At 61.9% G+C, this 20,654-nt stretch carries 23 protein-coding genes; 19 read left to right on the top strand and 4 right to left on the bottom strand.

Annotation, left to right across the window (positions count from 1 at the left end; all coding sequences use genetic code 11):
- Window positions 1–96 precede the first annotated feature (96 nt).
- The 3 genes from mntR (at window position 97) to H7B90_RS16385 (ending at window position 2,913) form a co-directional block, all read left to right on the top strand.
- Window positions 97–519: a transcriptional regulator MntR gene (gene mntR / locus H7B90_RS16395; protein ID WP_185136969.1), complete on the top strand. Its 423-nt coding sequence runs from the start codon at window positions 97–99 to the stop codon at window positions 517–519.
- Window positions 520–759: 240 nt separating this feature from the next.
- Window positions 760–1,758: a patatin-like phospholipase family protein gene (locus H7B90_RS16390; RefSeq protein WP_185136968.1), complete on the top strand. Its 999-nt coding sequence runs from the start codon at window positions 760–762 to the stop codon at window positions 1,756–1,758.
- A 135-nt stretch (window positions 1,759–1,893) separates the two neighbouring features.
- On the top strand, window positions 1,894–2,913 hold the full coding sequence (locus H7B90_RS16385) for a globin-coupled sensor protein (RefSeq protein ID WP_185136967.1): 1,020 nt from the start codon (window positions 1,894–1,896) through the stop codon (window positions 2,911–2,913).
- A 130-nt stretch (window positions 2,914–3,043) separates the two neighbouring features.
- On the opposite strand, the gene H7B90_RS16380 is transcribed toward H7B90_RS16385, so the two are convergent.
- Both H7B90_RS16380 and H7B90_RS16375 read right to left on the bottom strand, forming a co-directional pair.
- Window positions 3,044–3,361, bottom strand: a complete 318-nt coding sequence (locus H7B90_RS16380) for a hypothetical protein (RefSeq protein WP_185136966.1) — start codon at window positions 3,359–3,361, stop codon at window positions 3,044–3,046.
- Window positions 3,362–3,421: 60 nt separating this feature from the next.
- Window positions 3,422–4,366, bottom strand: a complete 945-nt coding sequence (locus tag H7B90_RS16375) for a DUF1385 domain-containing protein (protein ID WP_246578480.1) — start codon at window positions 4,364–4,366, stop codon at window positions 3,422–3,424.
- A 179-nt stretch (window positions 4,367–4,545) separates the two neighbouring features.
- On the opposite strand from H7B90_RS16375, the gene H7B90_RS16370 reads away from it, so the two are divergent.
- The 6 genes from H7B90_RS16370 (at window position 4,546) to H7B90_RS16345 (ending at window position 10,475) form a co-directional block, all read left to right on the top strand.
- Window positions 4,546–5,121 (top strand): YqhR family membrane protein, encoded by a 576-nt coding sequence (locus tag H7B90_RS16370; RefSeq protein ID WP_185136965.1) that lies wholly within the window; start codon window positions 4,546–4,548, stop codon window positions 5,119–5,121.
- Between the two features lie 116 nt (window positions 5,122–5,237).
- Entirely contained in the window at window positions 5,238–5,690 is a 453-nt protein-coding gene (gene aroQ, locus H7B90_RS16365; protein WP_185136964.1) for a type II 3-dehydroquinate dehydratase, read from the top strand.
- Window positions 5,691–5,709: 19 nt separating this feature from the next.
- The gene (locus H7B90_RS16360) at window positions 5,710–6,783 is read left to right on the top strand and encodes a M24 family metallopeptidase (protein WP_185136963.1); all 1,074 of its coding nucleotides are present in this window, start codon (window positions 5,710–5,712) and stop codon (window positions 6,781–6,783) included.
- 34 nt (window positions 6,784–6,817) lie between these two features.
- Window positions 6,818–7,375, top strand: coding sequence for an elongation factor P (gene efp / locus H7B90_RS16355; protein ID WP_185136962.1), 558 nt, complete (start codon window positions 6,818–6,820; stop codon window positions 7,373–7,375).
- 129 nt (window positions 7,376–7,504) lie between these two features.
- On the top strand, window positions 7,505–8,758 hold the full coding sequence (locus tag H7B90_RS16350) for an aspartate kinase (protein WP_185136961.1): 1,254 nt from the start codon (window positions 7,505–7,507) through the stop codon (window positions 8,756–8,758).
- 184 nt (window positions 8,759–8,942) lie between these two features.
- Entirely contained in the window at window positions 8,943–10,475 is a 1,533-nt protein-coding gene (locus H7B90_RS16345) for a stalk domain-containing protein (RefSeq protein WP_185136960.1), read from the top strand.
- 71 nt (window positions 10,476–10,546) lie between these two features.
- Here H7B90_RS16345 and H7B90_RS16340 read toward each other — a convergent pair whose 3' ends face one another.
- Both H7B90_RS16340 and comA read right to left on the bottom strand, forming a co-directional pair.
- Window positions 10,547–11,005 (bottom strand): DUF441 domain-containing protein, encoded by a 459-nt coding sequence (locus H7B90_RS16340; RefSeq protein WP_185136959.1) that lies wholly within the window; start codon window positions 11,003–11,005, stop codon window positions 10,547–10,549.
- Window positions 11,006–11,146: 141 nt separating this feature from the next.
- Window positions 11,147–11,965: a phosphosulfolactate synthase gene (comA, locus tag H7B90_RS16335; RefSeq protein WP_185136958.1), complete on the bottom strand. Its 819-nt coding sequence runs from the start codon at window positions 11,963–11,965 to the stop codon at window positions 11,147–11,149.
- 198 nt (window positions 11,966–12,163) lie between these two features.
- Here comA and H7B90_RS16330 point away from each other — a divergent pair, with 198 nt between their 5' ends.
- The 10 genes from H7B90_RS16330 to accB all read left to right on the top strand — a co-directional run bounded on the left by H7B90_RS16330 (window position 12,164) and on the right by accB (window position 20,619).
- The gene (locus H7B90_RS16330) at window positions 12,164–12,427 is read left to right on the top strand and encodes a YqhV family protein (RefSeq protein WP_185136957.1); all 264 of its coding nucleotides are present in this window, start codon (window positions 12,164–12,166) and stop codon (window positions 12,425–12,427) included.
- A 100-nt stretch (window positions 12,428–12,527) separates the two neighbouring features.
- A complete protein-coding gene (spoIIIAA, locus tag H7B90_RS16325) occupies window positions 12,528–13,673 on the top strand; it encodes a stage III sporulation protein AA (protein ID WP_185136956.1) in 1,146 nt (381 codons plus the stop codon).
- A complete protein-coding gene (gene spoIIIAB, locus H7B90_RS16320; RefSeq protein ID WP_185136955.1) occupies window positions 13,666–14,184 on the top strand; it encodes a stage III sporulation protein SpoIIIAB in 519 nt (172 codons plus the stop codon). The genes spoIIIAA and spoIIIAB overlap by 8 nt, the downstream gene beginning before the upstream one ends.
- Before the next feature lie 15 nt (window positions 14,185–14,199).
- Window positions 14,200–14,403, top strand: coding sequence for a stage III sporulation protein AC (gene spoIIIAC, locus H7B90_RS16315; protein ID WP_019007235.1), 204 nt, complete (start codon window positions 14,200–14,202; stop codon window positions 14,401–14,403).
- Between the two features lie 30 nt (window positions 14,404–14,433).
- Window positions 14,434–14,823 carry a stage III sporulation protein AD gene (gene spoIIIAD / locus H7B90_RS16310; RefSeq protein ID WP_185136983.1) on the top strand — a complete coding sequence of 130 codons (390 nt, stop codon included), beginning with the start codon at window positions 14,434–14,436 and terminating at the stop codon, window positions 14,821–14,823.
- A 25-nt stretch (window positions 14,824–14,848) separates the two neighbouring features.
- Entirely contained in the window at window positions 14,849–16,117 is a 1,269-nt protein-coding gene (gene spoIIIAE / locus H7B90_RS16305; RefSeq protein ID WP_260411076.1) for a stage III sporulation protein AE, read from the top strand.
- 30 nt (window positions 16,118–16,147) lie between these two features.
- Window positions 16,148–16,909 carry a stage III sporulation protein AF gene (gene spoIIIAF, locus H7B90_RS16300; protein WP_185136954.1) on the top strand — a complete coding sequence of 254 codons (762 nt, stop codon included), beginning with the start codon at window positions 16,148–16,150 and terminating at the stop codon, window positions 16,907–16,909.
- Between the two features lie 11 nt (window positions 16,910–16,920).
- On the top strand, window positions 16,921–17,571 hold the full coding sequence (gene spoIIIAG / locus H7B90_RS16295) for a stage III sporulation protein AG (protein WP_185136953.1): 651 nt from the start codon (window positions 16,921–16,923) through the stop codon (window positions 17,569–17,571).
- Window positions 17,572–17,608: 37 nt separating this feature from the next.
- Entirely contained in the window at window positions 17,609–18,415 is an 807-nt protein-coding gene (locus tag H7B90_RS16290; RefSeq protein ID WP_185136952.1) for a SpoIIIAH-like family protein, read from the top strand.
- 1,706 nt (window positions 18,416–20,121) lie between these two features.
- Entirely contained in the window at window positions 20,122–20,619 is a 498-nt protein-coding gene (accB, locus tag H7B90_RS16285; protein WP_185136951.1) for an acetyl-CoA carboxylase biotin carboxyl carrier protein, read from the top strand.
- Window positions 20,620–20,654: the final 35 nt, after the last annotated feature.

Genomic DNA, 20,654 nt, shown 5'->3' with positions numbered 1-20,654 from the left:
AACCGGGCTTCGGATTGCCAGATTAAGACTTGCTCCGGGACGGGCCTCGGTGTATGATACTAAGAGCTAATGACCGCCAGGAAAGGGGGATCCGCTTTGCCGACCCCGAGTATGGAAGATTATTTGGAGCGCATCTACCGGCTGATCGACGAGAAGGGCTACGCCCGCGTATCGGATATCGCCGAAGGCCTCGAAGTGCATCCCTCTTCCGTTACGAAGATGATTCAGAAGCTGGATAAGGACAACTATTTGATCTATGAGAAATACCGGGGCCTCGTTCTGACGAACAAGGGCAAGAAGATGGGCAAGCGGCTCGTCGACCGGCACCATCTGCTCGAGACGTTCCTCAAGACGATCGGGGTGCAGGAGGAGAACATCTACCGCGACGTCGAAGGCATCGAGCATCACCTGAGCTGGGACTCGATCACCTGCATCGAGACGCTCGTCGAGTATTTCCGACGGGACGAGAGCCGATCCGCGGAGATGCAGAAGATTCGGGCCGAGCTCGACAACGAATAACTAGCGAATAGGGCACGACCGCGAACGCTCGCCCAACCGGCGGGCGTTTCTTGACGTTTCCGACGGTGCAACTAAACTTCCGGATCGCGCAACCGATCTCCGAAATCTCCCGATCGCGCAGCCGCCGATCCCCGAGTTCTCCCGTTCGCGCAGCCGACGCCCGGGTCCGGCGGTGTCACCGAGGCGGGCGCCCGCATAGGCTGATCCCGACAGGGCTTACAGCGGAACGGGGGGCACGCGATGTTAATCAACGGAGTGTTCGAGGGCGGAGGAGTCAAGGGCATCTCGCTGGTCGGGGCCGTGCGCGCGGCGGAGCTAAACGGGGTAACGTTCCATAAAGTGGCGGGGACGTCTTCCGGAAGCATCGTGGCCGCCCTGCTGGCGACCGGCTATACCGCGGAAGAGATGAAGCGCATTATTCAGGCGACGCCGTTCGCGTCGTTCCTGAAGCGTTCTCCTTTTTTCAACATCCGGCTGATCGGCCCCGCGCTGCGTCTGTTGGTCAAGAAAGGGCTGTATTCCGGCGACGCGCTCGAGGATTGGATTCGCGGGCTGCTCGCGGCCAGGAACGTCTTCACCTTCTCGGATCTGCCGCCCGGCAAGCTGCGAATCATCGCCTCGGACATCACGAACGGCAAAATCCTCGTCCTGCCCGACGACATCGCGGAATACGGCATCGATCCCGGCCGGCTCGAGGTCGCGAAGGCGGTTCGCATGAGCACGAGCATCCCTTACTTTTTCGACCCCGTCGTTATCGTTCAGGCCAGCCGAGCAGGGCATTTCAAAAAACGAGCCCGGGCCGCCGCCGTCAAAGCCTCGTACGTCGTGGACGGGGGCCTTCTCAGCAACTTCCCGCTGTGGCTGTTCGACCGGGACGCCGAATCGGATGCCGGATCGGACGCCGAATCGGCCGTTCCCGTCGTCGGCTTCCAGATGGTCGGCCGCAACGACTTCAAGCCCCATCGGATCGGCGGCCCCGTCACGATGTTCCAGGCGATGTTCGAGACGATGCTCAGCGCCCACGACGAGAGATACATCGAGCAGCACAACCGGATCCGGACGATCAAGATTCCGACGCTCGGCGTCGGGACGACCCAATTCTCCATCGATTCCGAGACGAGCGAGAGCTTGTACCGTTCGGGGCTGGCCGCCGGGGAACGGTATTTCAAGCACTGCGACCGGAAGACGGGGCTGTGGCTCGGAGAAGGGCCGAGCGGGCCTCTTATCCGGTTCCGGTGACGAGAGGAGGAAAATATTTCTTTACCGCCGCTTCCAATCCGAATATAATGAGAACTAGTTTGCGTGGACGCGCTTCCTTGGATCCGTGTCATCCTTCGCTTAATCACATCATTGGAACGAGGTGCGGTATACGTCGTGATCTCCTTGTCCTCTCATCGGAAGCAACAGATCGATTATATCGGCATTACGGAACGGGATTTGGCGATTCTTCAGGCGAAGAAGGAGACGTTCGCCCGGATCGTCGACAAGCTCGTCGCCGAGCTGTACGAGCATATTACGGCCTCCCGGGAGCTGGCGGACATCATCTCCAGGCACAGCACCGTCGAGCGGCTGAAGGAGACCCAGCGGTGGTACTACTTGTCCATGACCGACGGGGTTCTCGACGAGGAGTATATCCGGAAGCGCCTGTTCGTCGGACAAGTTCATTCCCGGATCGGATTGACGACGAATTGGTACCTGGGAACGTATCTGAAATACTTGGACCTGTCCGCCTCCCATCTGAAGGAAGAGACGGACGATTGGCAGGAAGTCGTCCATGCCTTGACCAAGATGTTCAACTTGGATTCCCAGCTCGTTCTCGAAGCTTACGAGTCGAACGAGAAGCAGAAGATCCAGAAGCTGGCGGACAACCAGTCGAAGCTGCTCGCGGGAATCGGCGTCGCCGTCCAGGAGCTGATGGGGATGATCCGGCAGCTCGGCGACAACAGCGGGAAAATGGCGCATTCGACGCACCAGACCGCCGTTACGCAGGAAGAGTCTCACCGGCATTTGCTCGATCTCGGCGGGGAAGTGCAGGATATCCGCCAGCTCGGATCGCTCATGAAGGAGTTCTCCGACCAGTCCCACCTGCTCGGCTTGAACGCTTCGCTGGAAGCGGCCCGCGCCGGGGAAGAGGGGCTCGGCTTCCAGGTGGTCGCCGGCGAGATCCGCAAGCTCGCGGCGCAGTCGAAGGACGCGCTGCAGGCGATCGAGTCGAAGCTGAAGTCCATCTCGAGCGTACTCGCCCAAGTCCAGGAGAAGTCGCTCCAGACGTCGGTCTACGCGCAGGAGCAGGCGGTCGGGGCGCAAGAGCTGGCCGCCTTCGTGGAGATGATCGAGAACTTGACGAGAGAGCTGGAATCGCTTCAGACCATCGAAGAAGTGCCGCTCGCATGATCCGCGTTCCTCCCGAACGAACGCCAAAAAAAAACGCTCCGTCCAGGCCGCGAAGGCCGGGCGGAGCGTTCGTGCGTTCAGGCGCCGCGCTTGGGATCGGAACGATTCCAAACCCGTTCGAATCGGATCGTCAATGGTACGTCGGCGGTTCGTCGTCCCGCTTCTTGCTGCCTTCGATGACGCGGAACGGAGCCGGCTTGCGAGGGGCCTTGTCGGCGGGCCGGGCCTGGCGTCTCGACTGGCTCTTGGCGGCCGCCTGCCGGTATCGGGCCGCGTCGGAGGACGAAGTCCGGAAGCGGCTCGGCGGGAACTTGTAAAGGATGAACACGACGGCGATCAAGATGACCGGTATCAGCAGCTCGCGCGAGCCGTTCCGAATCTGGTACACGATGCCGATCAACAGAAGCGCGAACAAGACGATGGATACCGGGCCGATACGCTTGCGCATACGATCACTCCTTCATGGAATCTGTTCCGCACCCGCCTTGCTCTAGCATGCCGCGAAGCCTTAGGCCGGATTCAGCTCGCGGTCGAGCTCTCTCATCCGGTTGAAGGAAGCGATGGAGACGGCGACTTGGTCGTCGGTCGGTTCCTTGGTGGTGAGCAGCTGCAGCCACAGGCCCGGATAGCCGAGGAACCGCAGGACGGGAATGTCGCGCATGGCGTTCGTCCACTTGAGCACCTCGTAGGAGATGCCGATGACGACGGGCAGCAGCGCGATGCGGATCCAGATCCGCTCCCAGACGGTATCCCACGTGAAGATCGGGAACGAATAGAGGATGGCGCCGACGATGACGGTGAAAATAATAAAGCTGCTCCCGCACCGATAATGGAGGCGGCTGTGCTTCTGCACGTTCTCGACGGTCAGTTCCTCTCCCGCTTCGAAGCAGCTGATGACCTTGTGCTCCGCCCCGTGGTATTGGAAGAGCCGCTTGACGACCGGCGTCTTGGAGATCATCCATAGATAGAAGAGCAAGAGCCCGATCTTGATAACGCCTTCCAAAATGTTGTGCAAAACCTTATTGTCGAACGCCCGCCCGAAGATCTCGCTCTCCAGGAAGGCCGGCACGGAGACGAACACCAGCTTGCCGACGACGAAGCTCAGCACGCCGACGAGCGCGACGCCGAGAATCATCGACAGGCTCCACTTCTCCTTCGGCTTGTCTTGCGGCACGTCCCCGTCGGACGTCTCGTCTTCGGCGTAAGCTTCGGCGGAGAAGTTCAGATGCTGCGAGCCCTTCGCGGCGGATTCGACGATGCCGACGATGCCGCGAACGAACGGTATCTTCTTCAACCACTTCAGAATATTCGGATTCGACTGCCGCGGTACCTCGAAGAAAGCGATCTCCTGGTTCTTCCTGCGAACGGCCGTCACGTTCACGTGGCGTCCCGCGAACATGACGCCTTCGATTACGGCCTGTCCTCCGTAAGCCGCGTTTGGTTGTTGTGCCAAGCTTATCACCTTCTCAGTCGCATAAACTCTGGGACGCTCTTGCCCCAAGCTACCCTTATTTTACAGGATTCACGCGGCGGGCGCCACCGGAAACCCCTGAGCCCGCATCCAGCGGCGATTAATCGGAACGGGCGAGGCTCATACTAACTCGCATGCGATCGAAGAACGGAGGGATAGCCGTGCCGGGAGAAAAAGAGGAGTCCGCAGGCCGCCGCGGAAGCGACGGCGGCGAAGAAGGGGCGAAGAGAAGACGGGGGGAGTCGATCCATCCCGCCGCCTACTCGGCGATCGTCGGGTTTTTCGCCGGCGTCTTCCTCGGATTTATCCGCTGGTTCGCGACCGGCATCAACTTCACGAAGATCCCGCAAGCGTTCCTGGCCGACCCGTTCGTCCGCCGAAGCGCGCTGGGAAGCGCCGGGTGGCAGTGGATCGGCCTCGCGCTGTTCATCGCCATGTCCGTCGTCGCGGCCCTGATCTATTGGCTCGCGCTCGGCCGGCTTCGCGGGCCCTGGCCGGGCCTCTTCTTCGGAGCCGCCTGGTGGGCGCTGCTGCTCTTCGTCGTCGGCCCGCCGACGGGAGCCGTCGAAGCTCCCCGGCTGCTCGGCTGGAACAGCATCGTGACCGAGCTGTGCCTCTACTTGATCTGGGGGATGTTCATCGGCTACAGCATCGCGTTCGAATACCACGACGAAGCCGCCCGGGAGCCGCTCGTCAAGAGGCTGTCGGCCGCCGGCAAGCCGCAGCCCTCCCCGTGAACTGGTCGATCCGCCGCGCCCTGTGATACAATGATTTGGCGATCATTTCCGGAAGATGCGGCTCCTTAAGGCCGCGGAGCGGGAAGAGAAGGATCCATGGCGGAGGAGAACGGGACATGGCCAGCATTCTGGTATTGAACGGACCGAACCTGAACATGCTCGGCGTTCGCGAGCCCGGCGTGTACGGGGCGAAGACGCTGAAGGAGATCGAGGCCGAACTGGCGGCGGTCGCCGAGAAGCTGGGAGTCCGGCTGCGGTTTTATCAATCCAATCACGAAGGCGCGCTGCTCGACGAGATTCACGCCGCCTACGGACGGGACGACGGAATCCTGATCAATCCGGGCGCGTTCACCCATACGAGCTACGCGCTCCGGGACGGTCTGGCCGCGGTCGGCCTGCCGGTCGTGGAAGTGCATCTGTCCAACATTCACAAGCGCGAAGCGTTCCGGCACGTCTCCGTGACGGCGGCGGTATGCGTCGGACAGATCGCGGGCTTCGGGCCGCTCGGCTACGAGCTCGGGCTGATCGCCTTGTGCCGGCACCTCGAGGCGGCCGGAGCGAGGCCATAACCGAAGGAGGGGAAGGAACATGCCGAACGGCAGGGTTACGAAGCTGAGGGAAGCGCTCGCGAAGCTGGGCGGAGAAGCGATGCTGGTGACGAACGCCGTCAACCGCCGGTACTTGACCGGCTTCACCGGCTCGTCGGGCATCGTGCTCGTCTCCGCGGGCGAAGCGGCGCTGCTGACGGACTTCCGATACCGGGAGCAGGCTCCCCAGCAGGCGGCCGGATTCGACGTCGTCGAGCACGGAACGGATATGTTCGGGGACGCCGCGGCTCTGCTGCGGAAGTGGGGCGTATCGACGCTGTTGTTCGAGGAGAAGGACGTCAACTATGCGACATACCTGTCGCTGAAGGAGAAGCTGGGCGGGATCGAGCTGAAGACGTCCGGCGGGGCCGTCGAGAAGATCCGCATGATCAAGGACGAGCGGGAGCTTGCGATCATGCAGGAAGCGGTCGACGTGGCGGACCGCGCGTTCGAGCACATTCTATCGTTCATCAAGCCCGGCGTCCGCGAGACGGACATCGCGCTCGAGCTGGAGTTCTTCATGCGCAAGCAAGGCGCGACCGGCACGTCGTTCGACACGATCGTGGCGTCCGGCGAGCGTTCCGCGCTGCCCCACGGGGTGGCGAGCGAGAGGATCGTCGGTCATGACGAGTTCGTCAAGCTCGATTACGGGGCTTATTACAAGGGGTACTGCTCCGATATTACCCGTACCGTCTTCGTCGGAACGCCCACCGACAAGCATCGCGAGATTTACGGCATCGTTCTCGAGGCTCAGCTGCACGCGCTGAAGCACCTGCGGCCCGGGCTGTCGGGACGCGAAGGGGACGCCTTGACGAGAGACGTCATTACAAGGTATGGTTATGGTGAATATTTCGGCCATGGGACAGGTCACGGGCTCGGCATGGAGATCCACGAGGCGCCGCGGCTGTCCAGAACCGAAGAGACGATTTTAACCCCCGGCATGACGGTCACGGTCGAACCCGGCATTTATCTCCCCGGCTTCGGGGGCGTTCGCATCGAAGACGACGTCGTATTGACGGATGACGGGATTAAAATACTTACTCGTTCTCCGAAGGAACTCATCGTTCTGGATTAGGAGAGCCACGTTTCCACAGGAGGGAATTTTCGCAGTGATTTCCGTTAACGATCTGAAGACAGGCCTTACCATCGAAGTGGACGGAGACCTATGCTCCGTCGTCGACTTCCAGCACGTGAAGCCGGGCAAGGGAGCCGCGTTCGTGCGCACGAAGATGAAGAACTTGCGCAACGGCAACGTCATCGAGAAGACGTTCCGCGCGGGCGAGAACGTCGTCCGCGCCCACGTCGAGAACCGTCAGGTCCAATACCTGTACAACTCCGGCAGCGAGTATACGTTCATGGACAACGAGACGTACGACCAGTTCACGCTGGACAAGAAGCAGCTCGAGTGGGAGATCAACTTCCTGATCGAGAACATGAACGTGAACATCGCCAGCTACCAAGGCGAGATCATCGGCATCAACCTGCCGAACAGCGTCGACCTGAAGGTCGTCGAGACGGAGCCCGGCATCAAGGGCAACACCGCGACGGGCGCCACGAAGAACGCGAAGCTCGAGACCGGCCTGAACGTTCAGGTTCCGCTGTTCATCAACGAAGGCGACGTGCTGACGATCGATACCCGCGAAGGCAAGTACGTCTCCCGCGCTTAATCGACTCGCGACGGATCCTTGCGCGCACGAATAATCGTGCGAGCAAGGATTTTTTTCATATCTGGGCCCTTTGACTTGTGCTATAATATAATGCTGTATGCAGAAGTAATATCGGGGAGTGAAACCGCGTTGTCGTTAATCGTAATGAAATTCGGCGGCAGTTCCGTTGGAACGACGGAACGGATGCAACGCGTGGCGCAGCGTATCGTAGACAAGAAGCTGCAGGGCCACAAGGTGATCGTGGTCGTGTCCGCGATGGGAGACACGACGGACGATCTGATCGACAAGTCGTTGGAATTGAACGCGGAGCCGCCCGCGAGAGAGATGGATATGCTGCTTACGACGGGCGAACAGATCTCCGTGGCGCTGCTCGCCATGACTATTCATAAGCTCGGCCACCCGGCGAAGTCGTTCACCGGCTGGCAGGCGGGCATCGTGACCGAAGCGGTTCACGGCAAAGCCCGCATCTCGGAGATTACGCCGACCCGGCTGTTCTCCGCGCTGGATCAAGGCAACATCGTCATCGTCGCCGGCTTCCAGGGTATGACCGAAGACGGGGAGATCACGACGCTCGGCCGCGGCGGCTCGGACACGACGGCCGTCGCCCTGGCCGCGGCCGTCAAGGCGGACGTGTGCGAGATCTACACCGACGTGGACGGCGTCTATTCGACGGACCCGCGCGTCGTCAAGTGCGCCCGCAAGCTCGACGTCATCTCGTACGACGAGATGCTGGAGCTGGCGCACCTGGGCGCGGCGGTGCTGCACCCGCGCGCCGTCGAATACGCGAAGCACAACAAGGTGCATCTCGTCGTCCGTTCTAGCTTTACCGATAATGAAGGAACGCTCGTGAGGGAGGAAGCGGCAATGGAACAAGGAGTCGTCGTCAGCGGCATCGCATTCGACAAGAACGTGGCACGGATCAGCATTCTCGGGGTGGAGGACGTTCCGGGCGTGCTCGCCAACGTGTTCGGGGCGCTGGCCGAGGAAGGAATCGACGTCGACATCATCGTCCAGAGCGGCGTTCAGAACGGCAAGGCCGACTTCTCGTTCACCGTCTCGCTGTCCGACCGCGCGAAGGCGATGAACGTCATCGAGAATATCCGAAGCGCCGTCTCCTACGACGAGACCTCCTACGAGGAAGGCCTCGTCAAGGTATCCATCGTCGGAGCGGGCATGGTGTCGAACCCCGGCGTGGCCGCCAAGATGTTCGACGTCATCTCCAAGCAAGGCGTCTCCATCAAGATGGTCAGCACGTCGGAGATCAAGTGCTCCTGCGTCATCGCCGCCGAGCCGCTGCAGGACGTCGTCCGCGCCCTGCATACGGCCTACGGCCTCGACACGGCGGAAGCCGCCTTCGTCGGCGGCCCTCAGGATCGCCGTTAATCGCGGCCGGTCGCGAGCTTCGAATCAAGGGATCCCTTCCGTGTCGGGGGATCCCTTGTTCGCGTTTCCCGGCCGATCCCGCAGCGGGACGTTCGGCTAGCGGACGGTAACAACTTTTTTCGCGCCGGGAACGTCTAATGAATGGAATCCTAATCCATCAAACGCATCGATAAAGGAGATATTCATGAACAAACGCCGCCTTGCATTAGCCGTCTTCGCCAGCTTGTCCCTCGCTTCGATCTCGCCTGCGGCCGCTCTCGCCGATGAGAGCCTATTCCTGCCATCCGTTGCCGATCATGGCGGAATCGCGGGGTACGGCGCGAGCTCGCTCGTCAAAAGCGACGGGACCTATTGGACGTGGGGCGACGGCCGGTCGGCCCCTACCCAAATCGCCGGATTATCGGACGTCGAGACGGTTCTCGAAGGCAGTCTTGTCGTGAAGAAGGACGGATCCGTCTGGCACTGGGAGAAGACGGACTCCGCGGACGGGGCCAAGGTCGAGAAGGTCGAAGGGTTGACGAGGCCCGTCGCGGTTCGCTATACGTATTACGGCACGTTAGCCGTAGACGCCGAGGGGAACGTCTTCCGGGCCGAGATGAAGGATCGCGGGCCGGACATGACGCGCTTCGCCCCCGTGACCGGAATCGGAGACGTGGCCGATCTCACCTATTACTACGACGGCCGTAACCGCGACGGCCAAGCCCAATGGGTGTTCCTCAAGCGGGACGGCACGGTCTGGAAAAACGCGGACTACGCGTTCGACCGCTTCGTGCCGATCCCTTCCGCGGGCCCGGCTTCCTCCGTTCAATCGCAGCTGGTGCTCAAGAAGGACGGAACCGTGCTGGCCTGGCCGATCGACAATACGGGGACCGCTCCTTCGTGGAACGGCGACGCGGCGGTTCGCGTTCCGGGCTTAAGCGGAATCCGGTCGGTGTGGACGAATACGAACACGAACCTGGCGATCGACGCGGAAGGCAAGCTCTGGTTCTGGGGAGCGACGATCACGGGGTGGACGGATAGCACCGTGCTTCATAACCGGACGACGCCCGTCCAATTGAAGGGCCTCCCGCGCGTCAAGACGGCGTACGCGGTGGAACGGTCCCTCGTCGCGTTGAGCGAAGACGGGAAGCTGTACGCGACGTCCATCGAACGGTCCGACATGCCGGCCGCGCCGGAATTCAAGCTTCTCTCGGCCGACGTCGGCTCGGTTCTCGCATCGAAGCGGCACTTGATTTATCAGAAGACGGACGGAACTCTATGGGGATGGGGAGTCAACAAGGCAGGTCAGCTCGGCTACGGGGACCTGGAATTCGAACACCTGACGCCGGTTCCCGTCCAGCCGCCGGTCGCCGTCACGGTGAACGGGGAGACGGCACGGCTGTCGAACGGCGTCATCGTCCGCTCCGGGCAGACGTTCGTTCCGCTGCGCTCCGTGTTCGAGAAGCTGGGAGCCAAGATCTCGTGGGACGAGAACGGCAAAGTCGCCGCCGTCGAGCGGCAATCGGGCGCCGGTGGCTCCGCTTCGGGGGATACGATCATTCTCGTCGATTTCAAATCCTCTTCCATAACGCTGAACGGCAAGCCGGTGAAGCTGGCGAACGATCCGTTCGGCATCGGAGGGGTATCCTATCTGCCGCTTCGCTTCGTCAGCGAATCGTTGGGCTCGAAGGTCGATTGGAAGAAGGAAGAGAACCGCATCGATATCGAGATGAAGTAGCTTTTCTGCCGTTATGACGCGCAAGAACGCCCTCCGGGGCGTTCTTGTCGTTTTCGGGAGGCATGATCGTATTAACGATCCGTGAACAGCTGCAGGATTTTCAAAATAAACGCCGTGATCCCGGCCGCCATGAGCGGGCCGACGGGGATGCCGCGCAGCAGCACGATGCCGGCGATCGAGCCGATGACCAGGCCGACGATGAGCTGCGGATCGACCTTCAGCATCTCCAGGCCTTTGCCGTTCAGATAAGTGGCCGCCGCTCCTCCGATCAGAGCGACCCAGCCTGTCCAGCTCGTGAAGGCGCCGAGCACGTCCTTCACCTGAACCTTCCCGGACGCGAACGGAACGAGCACGGCCAGGGTAAGGAACAGGAGGCCGAATTCCAACCCCCGCCGTTCGATCGAGGGCAAGTAGCGCTCCAGGTGAATCAGCTTGACGATGAGCAGCAAGCAGGCGGCGGTCGTAATGATGGGAGATCGTCCGATCAGTCCGATGATGATAAGCGCGACAAGTACCAAATCCCCGTTCATGAGTGCCAGCCTCCCAGGTCGAAGCCGATTCCGGCGAGATGCGAAGGACGAATCCCCTCTATCTAACGATATGGAACGAGCCCTCCGCTTAGAACGATTGCGGAGGGCCGTTCGGGTTCGCGAGGCCGGCAGGTCCGGCACTCAGATCATATAATGCGAGACGACCCGGTGAAGGCTGAACGTGTCGGAACGAAGTCCCCGCCGCATCGCTTCGAGGGACATGACTTCCTGCGGAGCGATATTGCCGAGGTTCGCCTCCGGCCCGAGAATCGTAAGCAGCGCCACCTGCTGGTCCTTCTGGGGCGCCTCCCACATGAGCCGGTTCGCCTCGGGCACCGCTTGCTGCAGCAGACGCAGCTCGTCTTCGCGGCAGCTGCCCTTCTCGTCGTAGAGGCCGACGCCGACTCCGGATTCCCGCGCTTCCACCGTGACCAGCTCCGCCCCGCACGCGCAATCCGCGTCGATCGTCCGGCGAAGATCGTCCAGCACGATCCGGGAGCCGGGCGTTTTTTTGCCGTACTCGGTGAACGCCCTAAGTCCCCGCTGAGTCGCTTCCCGGATCAGATTGTCGCGCTTGCGGCGGCTGAGCTCGATCGTCCCGTCCGAGATTTCCACGCCGTCGAAGCCTAGCTCGAGCACGACGTTCCAGAAGTCCCTCTCGACGTCGAGCCGGACCGCCGCCTCCAGCAGGGTCCCTCCCGGAAAGACGGCGATCCCGTGCTTTTGCGCCAACGCGATTTTGTCTCGCAGAACGGGCATCGGGTACAAGGTCGACGTGCCGAACCCGAATTTGACGAAGTCGATCGAATCCCCGGACGCGGCCAACAGGTCGGCGAACGCCAGAGCCCCGAGCCCTTTGTCGATGACCATCGTCATGCCGGAGGACCGGGGTTTGCCCGCGCGGCGGTCGCTGGGGTCCTTAAGCGCTTGCGGCCAGCTTGTATCGGTATTGATCTCCATGCTGCTGCTCTCCTCGCGTGAAGGTTGAGCCTACCGTCCTTGGCGTCCGGTACGCTTGCAAAGGCAATATATGCGGTAAGCCGTAGGCGGGTGCCCTTCGAGCGGAAAGTGCGCTCCGAACGGAAAAAGGGAAAGTTGTCCGCCATGGGAGCATAGAGTAGGACATGGACAAACTTTGGCCCGAAAGGGGGTTGGCGCATGGACAAAACCGTATTCAGCATGGCCGTGCTGCGGATCGTATCCGGCAGTCTCGAGCTGACGGCCGCGATCGTCATGCTGAAGCTGAACGACGTGCAGAAGGCTCTCGTCGTCAATTCGATGCTCGCGCTCGTCGGCCCGCTGGTCTTGCTCACGACGACGACGATCGGCTTGGTCGGACTCTCGGACAAGCTCTCTCCCATGCGATTTTTGTGGGTGGCCGCCGGAGTATCCTGTCTGCTGATCGGGATCCTGCGGAAGTAGCGGGAGAAGTCCGATCTCGGCCAAGCAGGCATAAACGGGTCGTCCAAGCATACATATGAATCAGCTATAGACCTACGACTCGGGGAAAGGGGGGATCCCGATGCCGATCGCATTGTTCGAATGGCTGCCGGGCCGCATCCGGGAGCTGATGGCCAAGCTGCCGGAATCCGTGACGGGCCAGTTGGAGGAGATCCGGATCCGGGAGAACCGGCCGCTCGAGATCGGATACGGAGGCCGGTTCGCGTTTGTCGGCGGCGACGGTTCGGCGACGAGCGACCACCGGGCCGGCTACAGGCCGAACCGGGACGATTGTCGGGCTTTCCTGGAGAAAATCACGGATCATTCGCTATACGCGGTGGAGGAAGAGTTAAGAAGAGGCTACGTGACGGTCGCGGGAGGCCACCGGATCGGACTGGCCGGCCGGACCGTGCTGGAAGGCGGAGCGGTCCGGCATCTGCGGGACGTGTCCGGGTTCAACGTCCGGATCGCCAGAGCCCGCGTCGGCAGCTCGTCCAGGCTGCTTCCCGCGCTGCTGGACAGGGAGGCGAGGACGATCCGCCATACGCTGATCGTGTCGCCTCCGCAGCAGGGCAAGACGACGCTGCTTCGCGATCTGGCGAGAGCGATCAGCTCCGGGGAGTGGAATCATCCCGCCGCGATCGGGTGGGGAGGGCGCAAGGTCGGCATCGTCGACGAGCGCTCCGAGATCGCCGCCTGCGAGCGGGGCGTGCCGACATTCGACCTCGGCCCGCGCTGCGACGTGCTCGACGCCTGCCCGAAGGCGGAAGGGATGATGATGCTCGTCCGCTCCATGTCGCCCGAGGTCGTCGTCGTCGACGAGATCGGCCGGCCCGAGGACGCGGACGCCCTGAGGGAGGCGCTGCATTCCGGGGTCCGGGTGCTGGCTTCGGCGCACGCCTCCGATCTCGCGGACGTGTTCCGCCGTCCGGTTCTGTCGGAGCTCGTACGCGACGGGATGTTCGGCGCGTACGTCCTGCTGTCGCGGACGGGGGGCCGCGTCGAGCATCGGGTATTCGGCGCGAAGGAGGCGGAGGACGAAGCGAGGCGCCGCGGCGGCTTGCGCTCGTGGGCGACGCCGAGAGACGCGCCGGAGCCGTCCGCGAGGGCGGCGGAGGAAGCGCTCTTCGTTCCGCGGGGCATTCCGGAACCGGCGATCAAGGCGAGGCCGCTTCCCCTGATCCGGTCGCCGGACGGCGCGAGCGGCGAGGTGGGCGGCCATGATTAAGCTGATCGGAGCGGTTCTCGTCCTGTTCGCGGGAACGATGATCGGCTTCGCGCAGGCGGCCCGGTTCGCGGAGAGGCCGAAGCAGATCCGCTCCTTGCTGCACGCGCTGCAGCGGCTCGAGACCGAGATCGGCTACGGGCAGACGCCCCTCCCGGACGCCCTGCACCGGATGTCGCTCGCGATTCCGCCGCCTCTCTCGGCCATGTTCGCCGGCATCGCCGCCGAGCTCCGGTCCGGATCGGGCTCGACGGTCGGCGAGGTCTGGGAGAAGGCGCTGACGGCGGGCTGGGCATCGACTTCGATGCGGGCGGGGGAGAAGGAGGCGATGCTCCGTCTGGGAGCGACGCTCGGCGGCAGCGGCAAGGAGGATCAGCTGAAGCACGTCCGTCTGGCCGCGCTGCAGCTTCAGTCGGAAGAGGCGACGGCAAGAGAGGAGCAGCAAAGATACGAGAAGCTGTGCCGGAGCCTGGGGGTGCTGGGGGCCGCCCTGGTCGTCATCTTGATGGTGTAGTAGGGGGCCGATTCGATGAACATCGACGTCAGCACGATTTTCCAGATCGCCGGCATCGGCATTATCGTCGCCATGATCCACACCGTGCTCAAGCAGATGGGCAAGGAAGACATGGCGCATTGGGTTACCGTAATCGGATTCGTCGTCGTGTTGTTTATGGTCGTGCGCTTGCTCAACGACTTGTTCCAGGAGATCAAGACCATCTTTCTGTTCCAGTGACGACAGGATCGAAGGCGGCAGGTGAGTGCGGTGGAAATTCTCCAGATCGTCGGCATCGGGCTGCTCGCAACCGTGCTCATCCTGGTCGTCCGCGAGCAGAAGCCGATGTTCGCGTTCCTGATCTCCGCGTTCGTGGGAGTCGCGATCTTCCTCGCGCTGATCGGCAAGATCGACGGCGTCGTCTCGGTGGTGGAAGACTTGGCCGACCGCTCGGGCATCCCGTCGGTGTACCTGAAGACGATGCTCAAGATCATCGGCATCGCCTACGTCGCCGAATTCGGAGCCCAGATCGTCCGGGACGCCGGGATGGAGAGCGTCGCTTCCAAGATCGAGTTCGCGGGCAAGATTCTCATTCTCGTCATGGCGGTTCCCATTATCGGAGTCATTATCGAGACGGTACTGAATTTGCTGCCGGCCTGAAGCGCGGCCGGGGAAGGGAGGGGAGATGCGCTTGCGCCTCCTTCTTCCGACGGCTCGCGGATCGGGCTTGGCCCCTCTTATCCTGCTCCTGTCGGCCTTCTTGCTCTCCATGCTCCAGCTGCCTTCCGCGTTCGCCGAAGCGCCTGCCGCTTCATCGACGACGCGGGCGCAGCCTTCGGACCCGCAAGGCGCTTCCGAGCTGGCGGACGAACTGGCCAGGCAGCAGGCGGGCGATGTCGACCTAAGCCAGATCGAACAGTACTGGAACAAGCTGAGGGGAGAATACGGCGGCTACTTCCCGGACGGGAAGGCACCAAGCCTTAGGCAGCTGATGTTCCCCGACGGGGACAAGTGGGATGCGGGGGCGGCCGTCACGGGTTTGGCCCGGTTTTTCCTCCACGAGGTGCTGTACAGCGGCAAGCTGGTCGTGACGATCGTGCTGCTCGCGGTGTTCACGATGCTGCTCGAGACGATGCAGAATGCGTTCGAACGCAATACGGTGAGCAAGGTCGCCTACTCCATCGCCTACATGGTGCTGCTCGTCATCGCGGTGAACAGCTTCCGGTCGGCGACGCAGTACGCGGCCGAAGCGATCGGCAACATGGTCCAGTTCATGCTCGCCATGGTCCCCTTGCTTCTCACGCTGCTCGCCAGCACGGGCGGGGTGACGACGGTGGCGGTCCTTCACCCGCTGATCGTGTTCATGATCCACACGGTCGGCACTCTGATTCACTTGATCGTCTTCCCGCTGCTCTTCTTCTCGGCGGTGCTCCACTTGGTCAGCACGCTGTCGGAACGCTACAAGGTCACTCAGCTCGCCAACCTGCTGAGAACGATCGGAGTCGGGATGCTCGGGGTGCTGCTCACGCTGTTCCTGGGCGTGCTGTCCGTTCAAGGAGCGACCGGCGCCGTGGCGGACGGCATCGCGCTGAAGACGGCCAAGTTCGTGACCGGCAACTTCGTGCCCGTCGTCGGCAGAATGTTCTCCGACGCGGCGGACACCGTCCTGTCGGCGAGCCTGCTCGTCAAGAACGCGGTCGGCTTGGCGGGAGTCGTCATCCTGTTGTTCCTGTGCGCGTTCCCCGCGGTCAAGATTCTGACGCTGGCGCTTATCTACAACGTCTCGGCCGCGGTGCTGCAGCCGCTCGGGGACACGCCGATCGTTCAATGCCTGCAGACGATCGGGAAAACGCTGGTGTACGTGTTCGCCGCCCTCGCTTCGGTCGGGATGATGTTTTTCCTGGCGGTCACGATCATTCTGACGGCGGGCAACGCGTCGATCATGATGCGCTAGGCACGGGCTTAGGCTGGAGGAGGGAATTCGATGATGTCGGCTTTGTCGGGATGGCTGCAGCAGATCGTCGCGGTCGTCTTGCTCGCCTCTCTCGTCGACCTTCTGCTCCCCAACCGGACGATGCAGCGATACGTAAGGCTAGTCGCCGGGCTGCTCGTCCTTCTGACCGTGGCGTCCCCGGTTCTCCAGCTGTTCAAGGGCGACTTCGGCACCCGGCTGGCGTCCGGGCTCGAATCCGTTCGGCTGTCGCCGGGCGGGACGTCCTCCGAGACGAAGGCGGAGATGGAGCGGATCGAGGCGGAAGCCCGCAAGCTGGGCGAGGCGAGGAACGGCCAGGCCGTCAAGCTGGCGACCGCGGGGCTCGCCGCCCAGATCCGGAGCTCGATCGAAGAAGCGGGGCTCGGCCCCGTGCGGTCGGTCGACATCGAGGCGGAACCCGTCGCCGGCGGGCAAGGCGGCTCCGGTGCGGCCGCGAACGGAGGCTACGTCCTGTCGGAGGTCAAGCTCGTGCTGGCGGGAGAGGCTACGGACTCTTCCGCCGAAGAAGGCGGGAGAGCCATCGCCGACGTGGAGCCGATCGCCCCGGTGGACATCGCCGTCGACGCGGAAGCGTCCCGGGGGCAGCCGCCTTCGGACGTGCCGGCGGAAGCGTCTCCCGCCGACGAACCGGCGGCGGCCGACGCCGCCTTGGCGAGCCGGGTCGCCGCCCTCGTCTCGACCCGGTTCGGGATCGAGGCGGACCGGGTTCGGGTATGGGTGGAGGCGCCGGGCGAGACGGATAAGAGAGGGTAAGGAGGGAGTCCATGGCCAAGTGGCTGCAGCAGCTGGAGTCGTTCATCGGAGGAGGGCCCGGGGGACCGCGCCGCGTCAAGGCGTTCCGGTGGCTGGTGCTGATCGGGCTGATCGGCGCCGCCCTGCTGCTGATCTCCTCCTTCCTCAACGTCAAGACGATGGATCCGACCCGGGATCCGGGACTGTCCCCGCCGAGGGACGAAGACGCGCCGGATCAGCAGACGACGTTCCTGAACGGCGGCGGCGACGCCAAGGATCCGTTCGTGGACATCGAATCGTCGCTGGAGAGCAAGCTGAAGCAGATGCTCGAGAACGTCGTCGGCGTCGGGACGGCGGACGTCATGGTCAGCATCGACTCGACGGAAGAGACGGTCGTTCAGCTCAACGAGAAGATGACGCAGCAGATTACGGACGAGACCGACCGCAACGGAGCGAAGAGACATATAACCGAGGTCAACCGGGAAGGCCAGGTGGTGCTCTACGAAGTGTCGGGGGGACAATCTCCGATCGTCGTCAAGAAGGTGAAGCCCAAAGTTCGCGGCGTCCTCATCGTGGCGAAGGGAGCGGAGAACGGCACCGTGCACAAGCTGATCGCCGAAGCGGTCGCCCGGGGACTCGACGTGCCGATTCACCGGATCTCCGTCGTTCCGCGCAAGCAATGATCGAACATACCAACTCGATTCGGGAGGTTATGCGTTTATGAATAACAAGAGGCAAACGATTTGGCTGGTGTCCATGCTTAGCTTGATGGTCATTCTGTCCGCCTATTACTTGTTCACGGAAGACGTGACGCCGGCCAACCAGCAGGCGAACAACCAAGTGGAGGACACTTCCGGGACGGCCAAAAACAACGCGGACGGCTTCGAGATCACCGAAGTCGACGGAACGGCGGGGACCGCGACCGGAACGGACGGCCAGACGTCCGGCCAGGACGAAGGCGCCGCCGCGGCTACGGACGGGAAGTCCGGTACCGACAAGGAAGCGCAGGGCGGCGAATCGGACCAGACGGACGGCAAGCAAGCGGACGGCAAGCAGTCCGACGAAGCGACCGCGAGCGGAGACAAGGAGGATTCGGAGCATGCGAGCGCGACGGACGATTCCGCCAAGCCGGAGGACGAAGCCGTTCTTCAAGGGATCTCCAACCAGACCGGCGCCGCATACTTCGACGAGATCCAGCTGAAGCGGATGGAGAGCTACTCCAAGCGTGAGGAAGAGCTGAACAGCATCATCGCGGACACGAGCAAGCATACGCAAGAGGAGACCGCCGCCGCGTTCGAAGAGCTGAGCCGCATGGACGCGACCGAGCAGCGCATCTCGAGCCTCGAAGAGAAGCTACTCGCCGATTACGACAACGCCGTGGTCGAAGAAGAGAACAACACCTTCAAGGTCGTCGTCCAGGCCGACAAGCTCGACAAGACCCAGGCGGTCAACATCGTCGAGACGGCGATGAAGGAGCTCAACGTTACGCCGGACCGCGTCACCGTTCAATACATCGCCAATCCATAATCTTTCGGAAAAAGGGCCCGGGCAACCGGGCTCTTGCTTTTTCTCGTCTTTTGCCGCTCCGGCGTACACGTGCCTCTATCCCCTCCCGTCAGGAGGGGGGATTGGTTCTGCTGCCCCTATGCCACTATCCCTTCGCTTCAGGAACGTGTTCCGATATCGTCGCGCTATGCCGCTATCCCCTCGAGTCAGGTGGCGACCATCGGATTGCAGACTCCCATGCCGCTATCCCGTTGGATCAGGTAGCTCCAGTCAGATCGAGGGAGCGGATGCCTGTATCCCTTCGAGTCAGGGGTGATCATCGGATTGTCAGAGTCACAGGCCTCTATCCCTTCGGATCAGGTAGTGGCTAACGGGATCAAAGGGCACATGCCATTATCCCTTCGAGTCAGGGGTGGCCATCGGATTGCGGAGTCATAGACCACTATCCCTTCGGATCAGGTAGTGACATATCGGGCTCAAGGGGCACGCGCCATTATCCCTTCGAGTCAGGGTGGACCATCGGATTACGCAGCCTTAGACCACTATCCCTTCGGGTCAGGTAGCGACTATCGAGATCAAGGGCATATGCCTCTATCCCTTCGGATCAGGTAATGATCCGGAAATGAGGTACTCGAGCTAACATTGAAGGGATAAAGGACAAAGTTGCTTGTCTAGAGTGTGCCGGTCTGACAAGGGTCGGGAAAATGGCAGCGAGTATGACAGAGAGATGGGGATAGGAACGTTATCGCCGGGGGGAAGCGGGGCGGAGCATGAGCTTGTAATCGACTGAGTCGAAGGGATAAGAGACGCTCTTTTTCGGCAGGGAAGTGTAGGGCTGAACAGGGGGCTCGAAACGGACTGAGTCGGAGGGATAAGAGGCTAGTTGCGTACGGGGGTGCGTGGATCAGATATTGCAAGTGAAGATTAGCAGCCGGGGAGCCTGAGAGTAAGGGATAGGAGACGCTATCTCGCCAGGGGAATCGCAGGGGGAGCGGGGGCTCTAAACGGACTGAGTCGGAGGGATAAGGGACTAAGTTGCGTACGGGAGTGCGTGGATCAGATAGCGCGAGGGAAGATTGGAACCGGGGAGCCTGAGAGAAAGGGATAGCAGACGCTATTTTCGCCAGGGGAAGTGCAGGGCAAAGCGGGGCTTGTAATCGACTGAGTCGGAGGGATAAGAGCACTAAGTTGCGAATCGGGGGCGCGTCGGTCAGAAGTGCGAGGGAAGATTGGCAACCCGGGAAGCCTGAGAGAAAGGGATAGGAGACGCTATTTCGTCAGGGGAATCGTAGGGTGGAGCGGGAGCTCGGAACCAACTGTGGGAGCACGGGGCGGAGTTGGGGCTCGTATCGGCCTGAGTCGGAGGGATAAGGGACTAAGTTGCGAGTCGGGAGTGACGTCGGTAAGAAAGTCCGAGGGAAGATTGGCAGCCCGGGAAGCCTGAGAGAAGGGGATAAGAAGTCCGACGCACCGGAACTGCCAGGGCGGTATTAGAAGAGAGAGGCGAGCGGCGCTTCGATGCAAGAGATTTTTTTCGCGATTCGTCTATATTTGTCGATAGAAGTATGTTCGGTCGCGTCTATGGCAATGAGAAAAGACAGGAAGGCAAAGCGATATGTGGACGTACCCCGCACTTGTGTTATAATAGTTCCGTCATACGAGGCCAAGCATGATTTAACTTACATGGCCGAAGACGGGAACCCCCAATCCAAGGAGTGTCCGAAAATATGTTTAAATTGAGCGAAATCAAAGAACTGATCAAATTGGTGGATCAAACTTCCATTCACGAATTGGAGATCGAGAACGAAGGCGCGAGACTCGCGATCCGCAAGCCGGGCAAGACGGAAGTCGTCAACGTGCAGTCCGCCCCGATCTCGCATACTTACGTGCCGGCCCCGGCGGCGGCTCCCGCGCCTGCGGCCGCGCAAGCGCCTTCTTCCGCCGAACCGGCGGCCGCGGCGCCAGCCGCCGCCAGCCGCGCCGGGCTTCACGAGATCGTCTCCCCGATGGTGGGAACGTTCTATCGCGCTCCGTCTCCGGATGCGCCGGCCTTCGTCCACACGGGCGATAAGGTGACCGAGAAGACGGTCGTGTGCATTCTGGAAGCGATGAAGCTGATGAATCCTCTCGAGGCGGAAGTGAAGGGCGAGATCGTCGAGATTCTCGTCGAGAACGGCCAATTGGTCGAGTTCGGCCAGCCGCTGTTCCTCGTCAAGCCGGAATAACGGCCGATCCTGCGTTCGACAGGAAGCGCCGGCGA

Source organism: Cohnella xylanilytica (assembly GCF_014212175.1).
Classification (GTDB): Bacteria; Bacillota; Bacilli; order Paenibacillales; family Paenibacillaceae; genus Cohnella; species Cohnella xylanilytica.
The sequence above is the reverse complement of the archived record's forward strand: the minus strand, read 5'-3'. Positions and strand labels throughout refer to the sequence as shown.

Excerpts from the sequence above, each read along its gene's own strand:
- H7B90_RS16390 (WP_185136968.1), top strand. The coding sequence starts at position 760 with ATGTTAATCAACGGAGTGTTCGAGGGCGGAGGAGTCAAGGGCATCTCG.
- accB (WP_185136951.1), top strand. The coding sequence starts at position 20,122 with ATGTTTAAATTGAGCGAAATCAAAGAACTGATCAAATTGGTGGATCAA.
- spoIIIAF (WP_185136954.1), top strand. The coding sequence starts at position 16,148 with ATGATGTCGGCTTTGTCGGGATGGCTGCAGCAGATCGTCGCGGTCGTC.
- spoIIIAE (WP_260411076.1), top strand. The coding sequence starts at position 14,849 with ATGCGCTTGCGCCTCCTTCTTCCGACGGCTCGCGGATCGGGCTTGGCC.
- spoIIIAB (WP_185136955.1), top strand. The coding sequence starts at position 13,666 with ATGATTAAGCTGATCGGAGCGGTTCTCGTCCTGTTCGCGGGAACGATG.
- H7B90_RS16330 (WP_185136957.1), top strand. The coding sequence starts at position 12,164 with ATGGACAAAACCGTATTCAGCATGGCCGTGCTGCGGATCGTATCCGGC.
- spoIIIAC (WP_019007235.1), top strand. The coding sequence starts at position 14,200 with ATGAACATCGACGTCAGCACGATTTTCCAGATCGCCGGCATCGGCATT.
- H7B90_RS16360 (WP_185136963.1), top strand. The coding sequence starts at position 5,710 with ATGCCGAACGGCAGGGTTACGAAGCTGAGGGAAGCGCTCGCGAAGCTG.
- H7B90_RS16345 (WP_185136960.1), top strand. The coding sequence starts at position 8,943 with ATGAACAAACGCCGCCTTGCATTAGCCGTCTTCGCCAGCTTGTCCCTC.
- H7B90_RS16340 (WP_185136959.1), bottom strand. The coding sequence starts at position 11,005 with ATGAACGGGGATTTGGTACTTGTCGCGCTTATCATCATCGGACTGATC.
- H7B90_RS16380 (WP_185136966.1), bottom strand. The coding sequence starts at position 3,361 with ATGCGCAAGCGTATCGGCCCGGTATCCATCGTCTTGTTCGCGCTTCTG.
- spoIIIAA (WP_185136956.1), top strand. The coding sequence starts at position 12,528 with ATGCCGATCGCATTGTTCGAATGGCTGCCGGGCCGCATCCGGGAGCTG.
- aroQ (WP_185136964.1), top strand. The coding sequence starts at position 5,238 with ATGGCCAGCATTCTGGTATTGAACGGACCGAACCTGAACATGCTCGGC.
- comA (WP_185136958.1), bottom strand. The coding sequence starts at position 11,965 with ATGGAGATCAATACCGATACAAGCTGGCCGCAAGCGCTTAAGGACCCC.
- spoIIIAG (WP_185136953.1), top strand. The coding sequence starts at position 16,921 with ATGGCCAAGTGGCTGCAGCAGCTGGAGTCGTTCATCGGAGGAGGGCCC.
- H7B90_RS16290 (WP_185136952.1), top strand. The coding sequence starts at position 17,609 with ATGAATAACAAGAGGCAAACGATTTGGCTGGTGTCCATGCTTAGCTTG.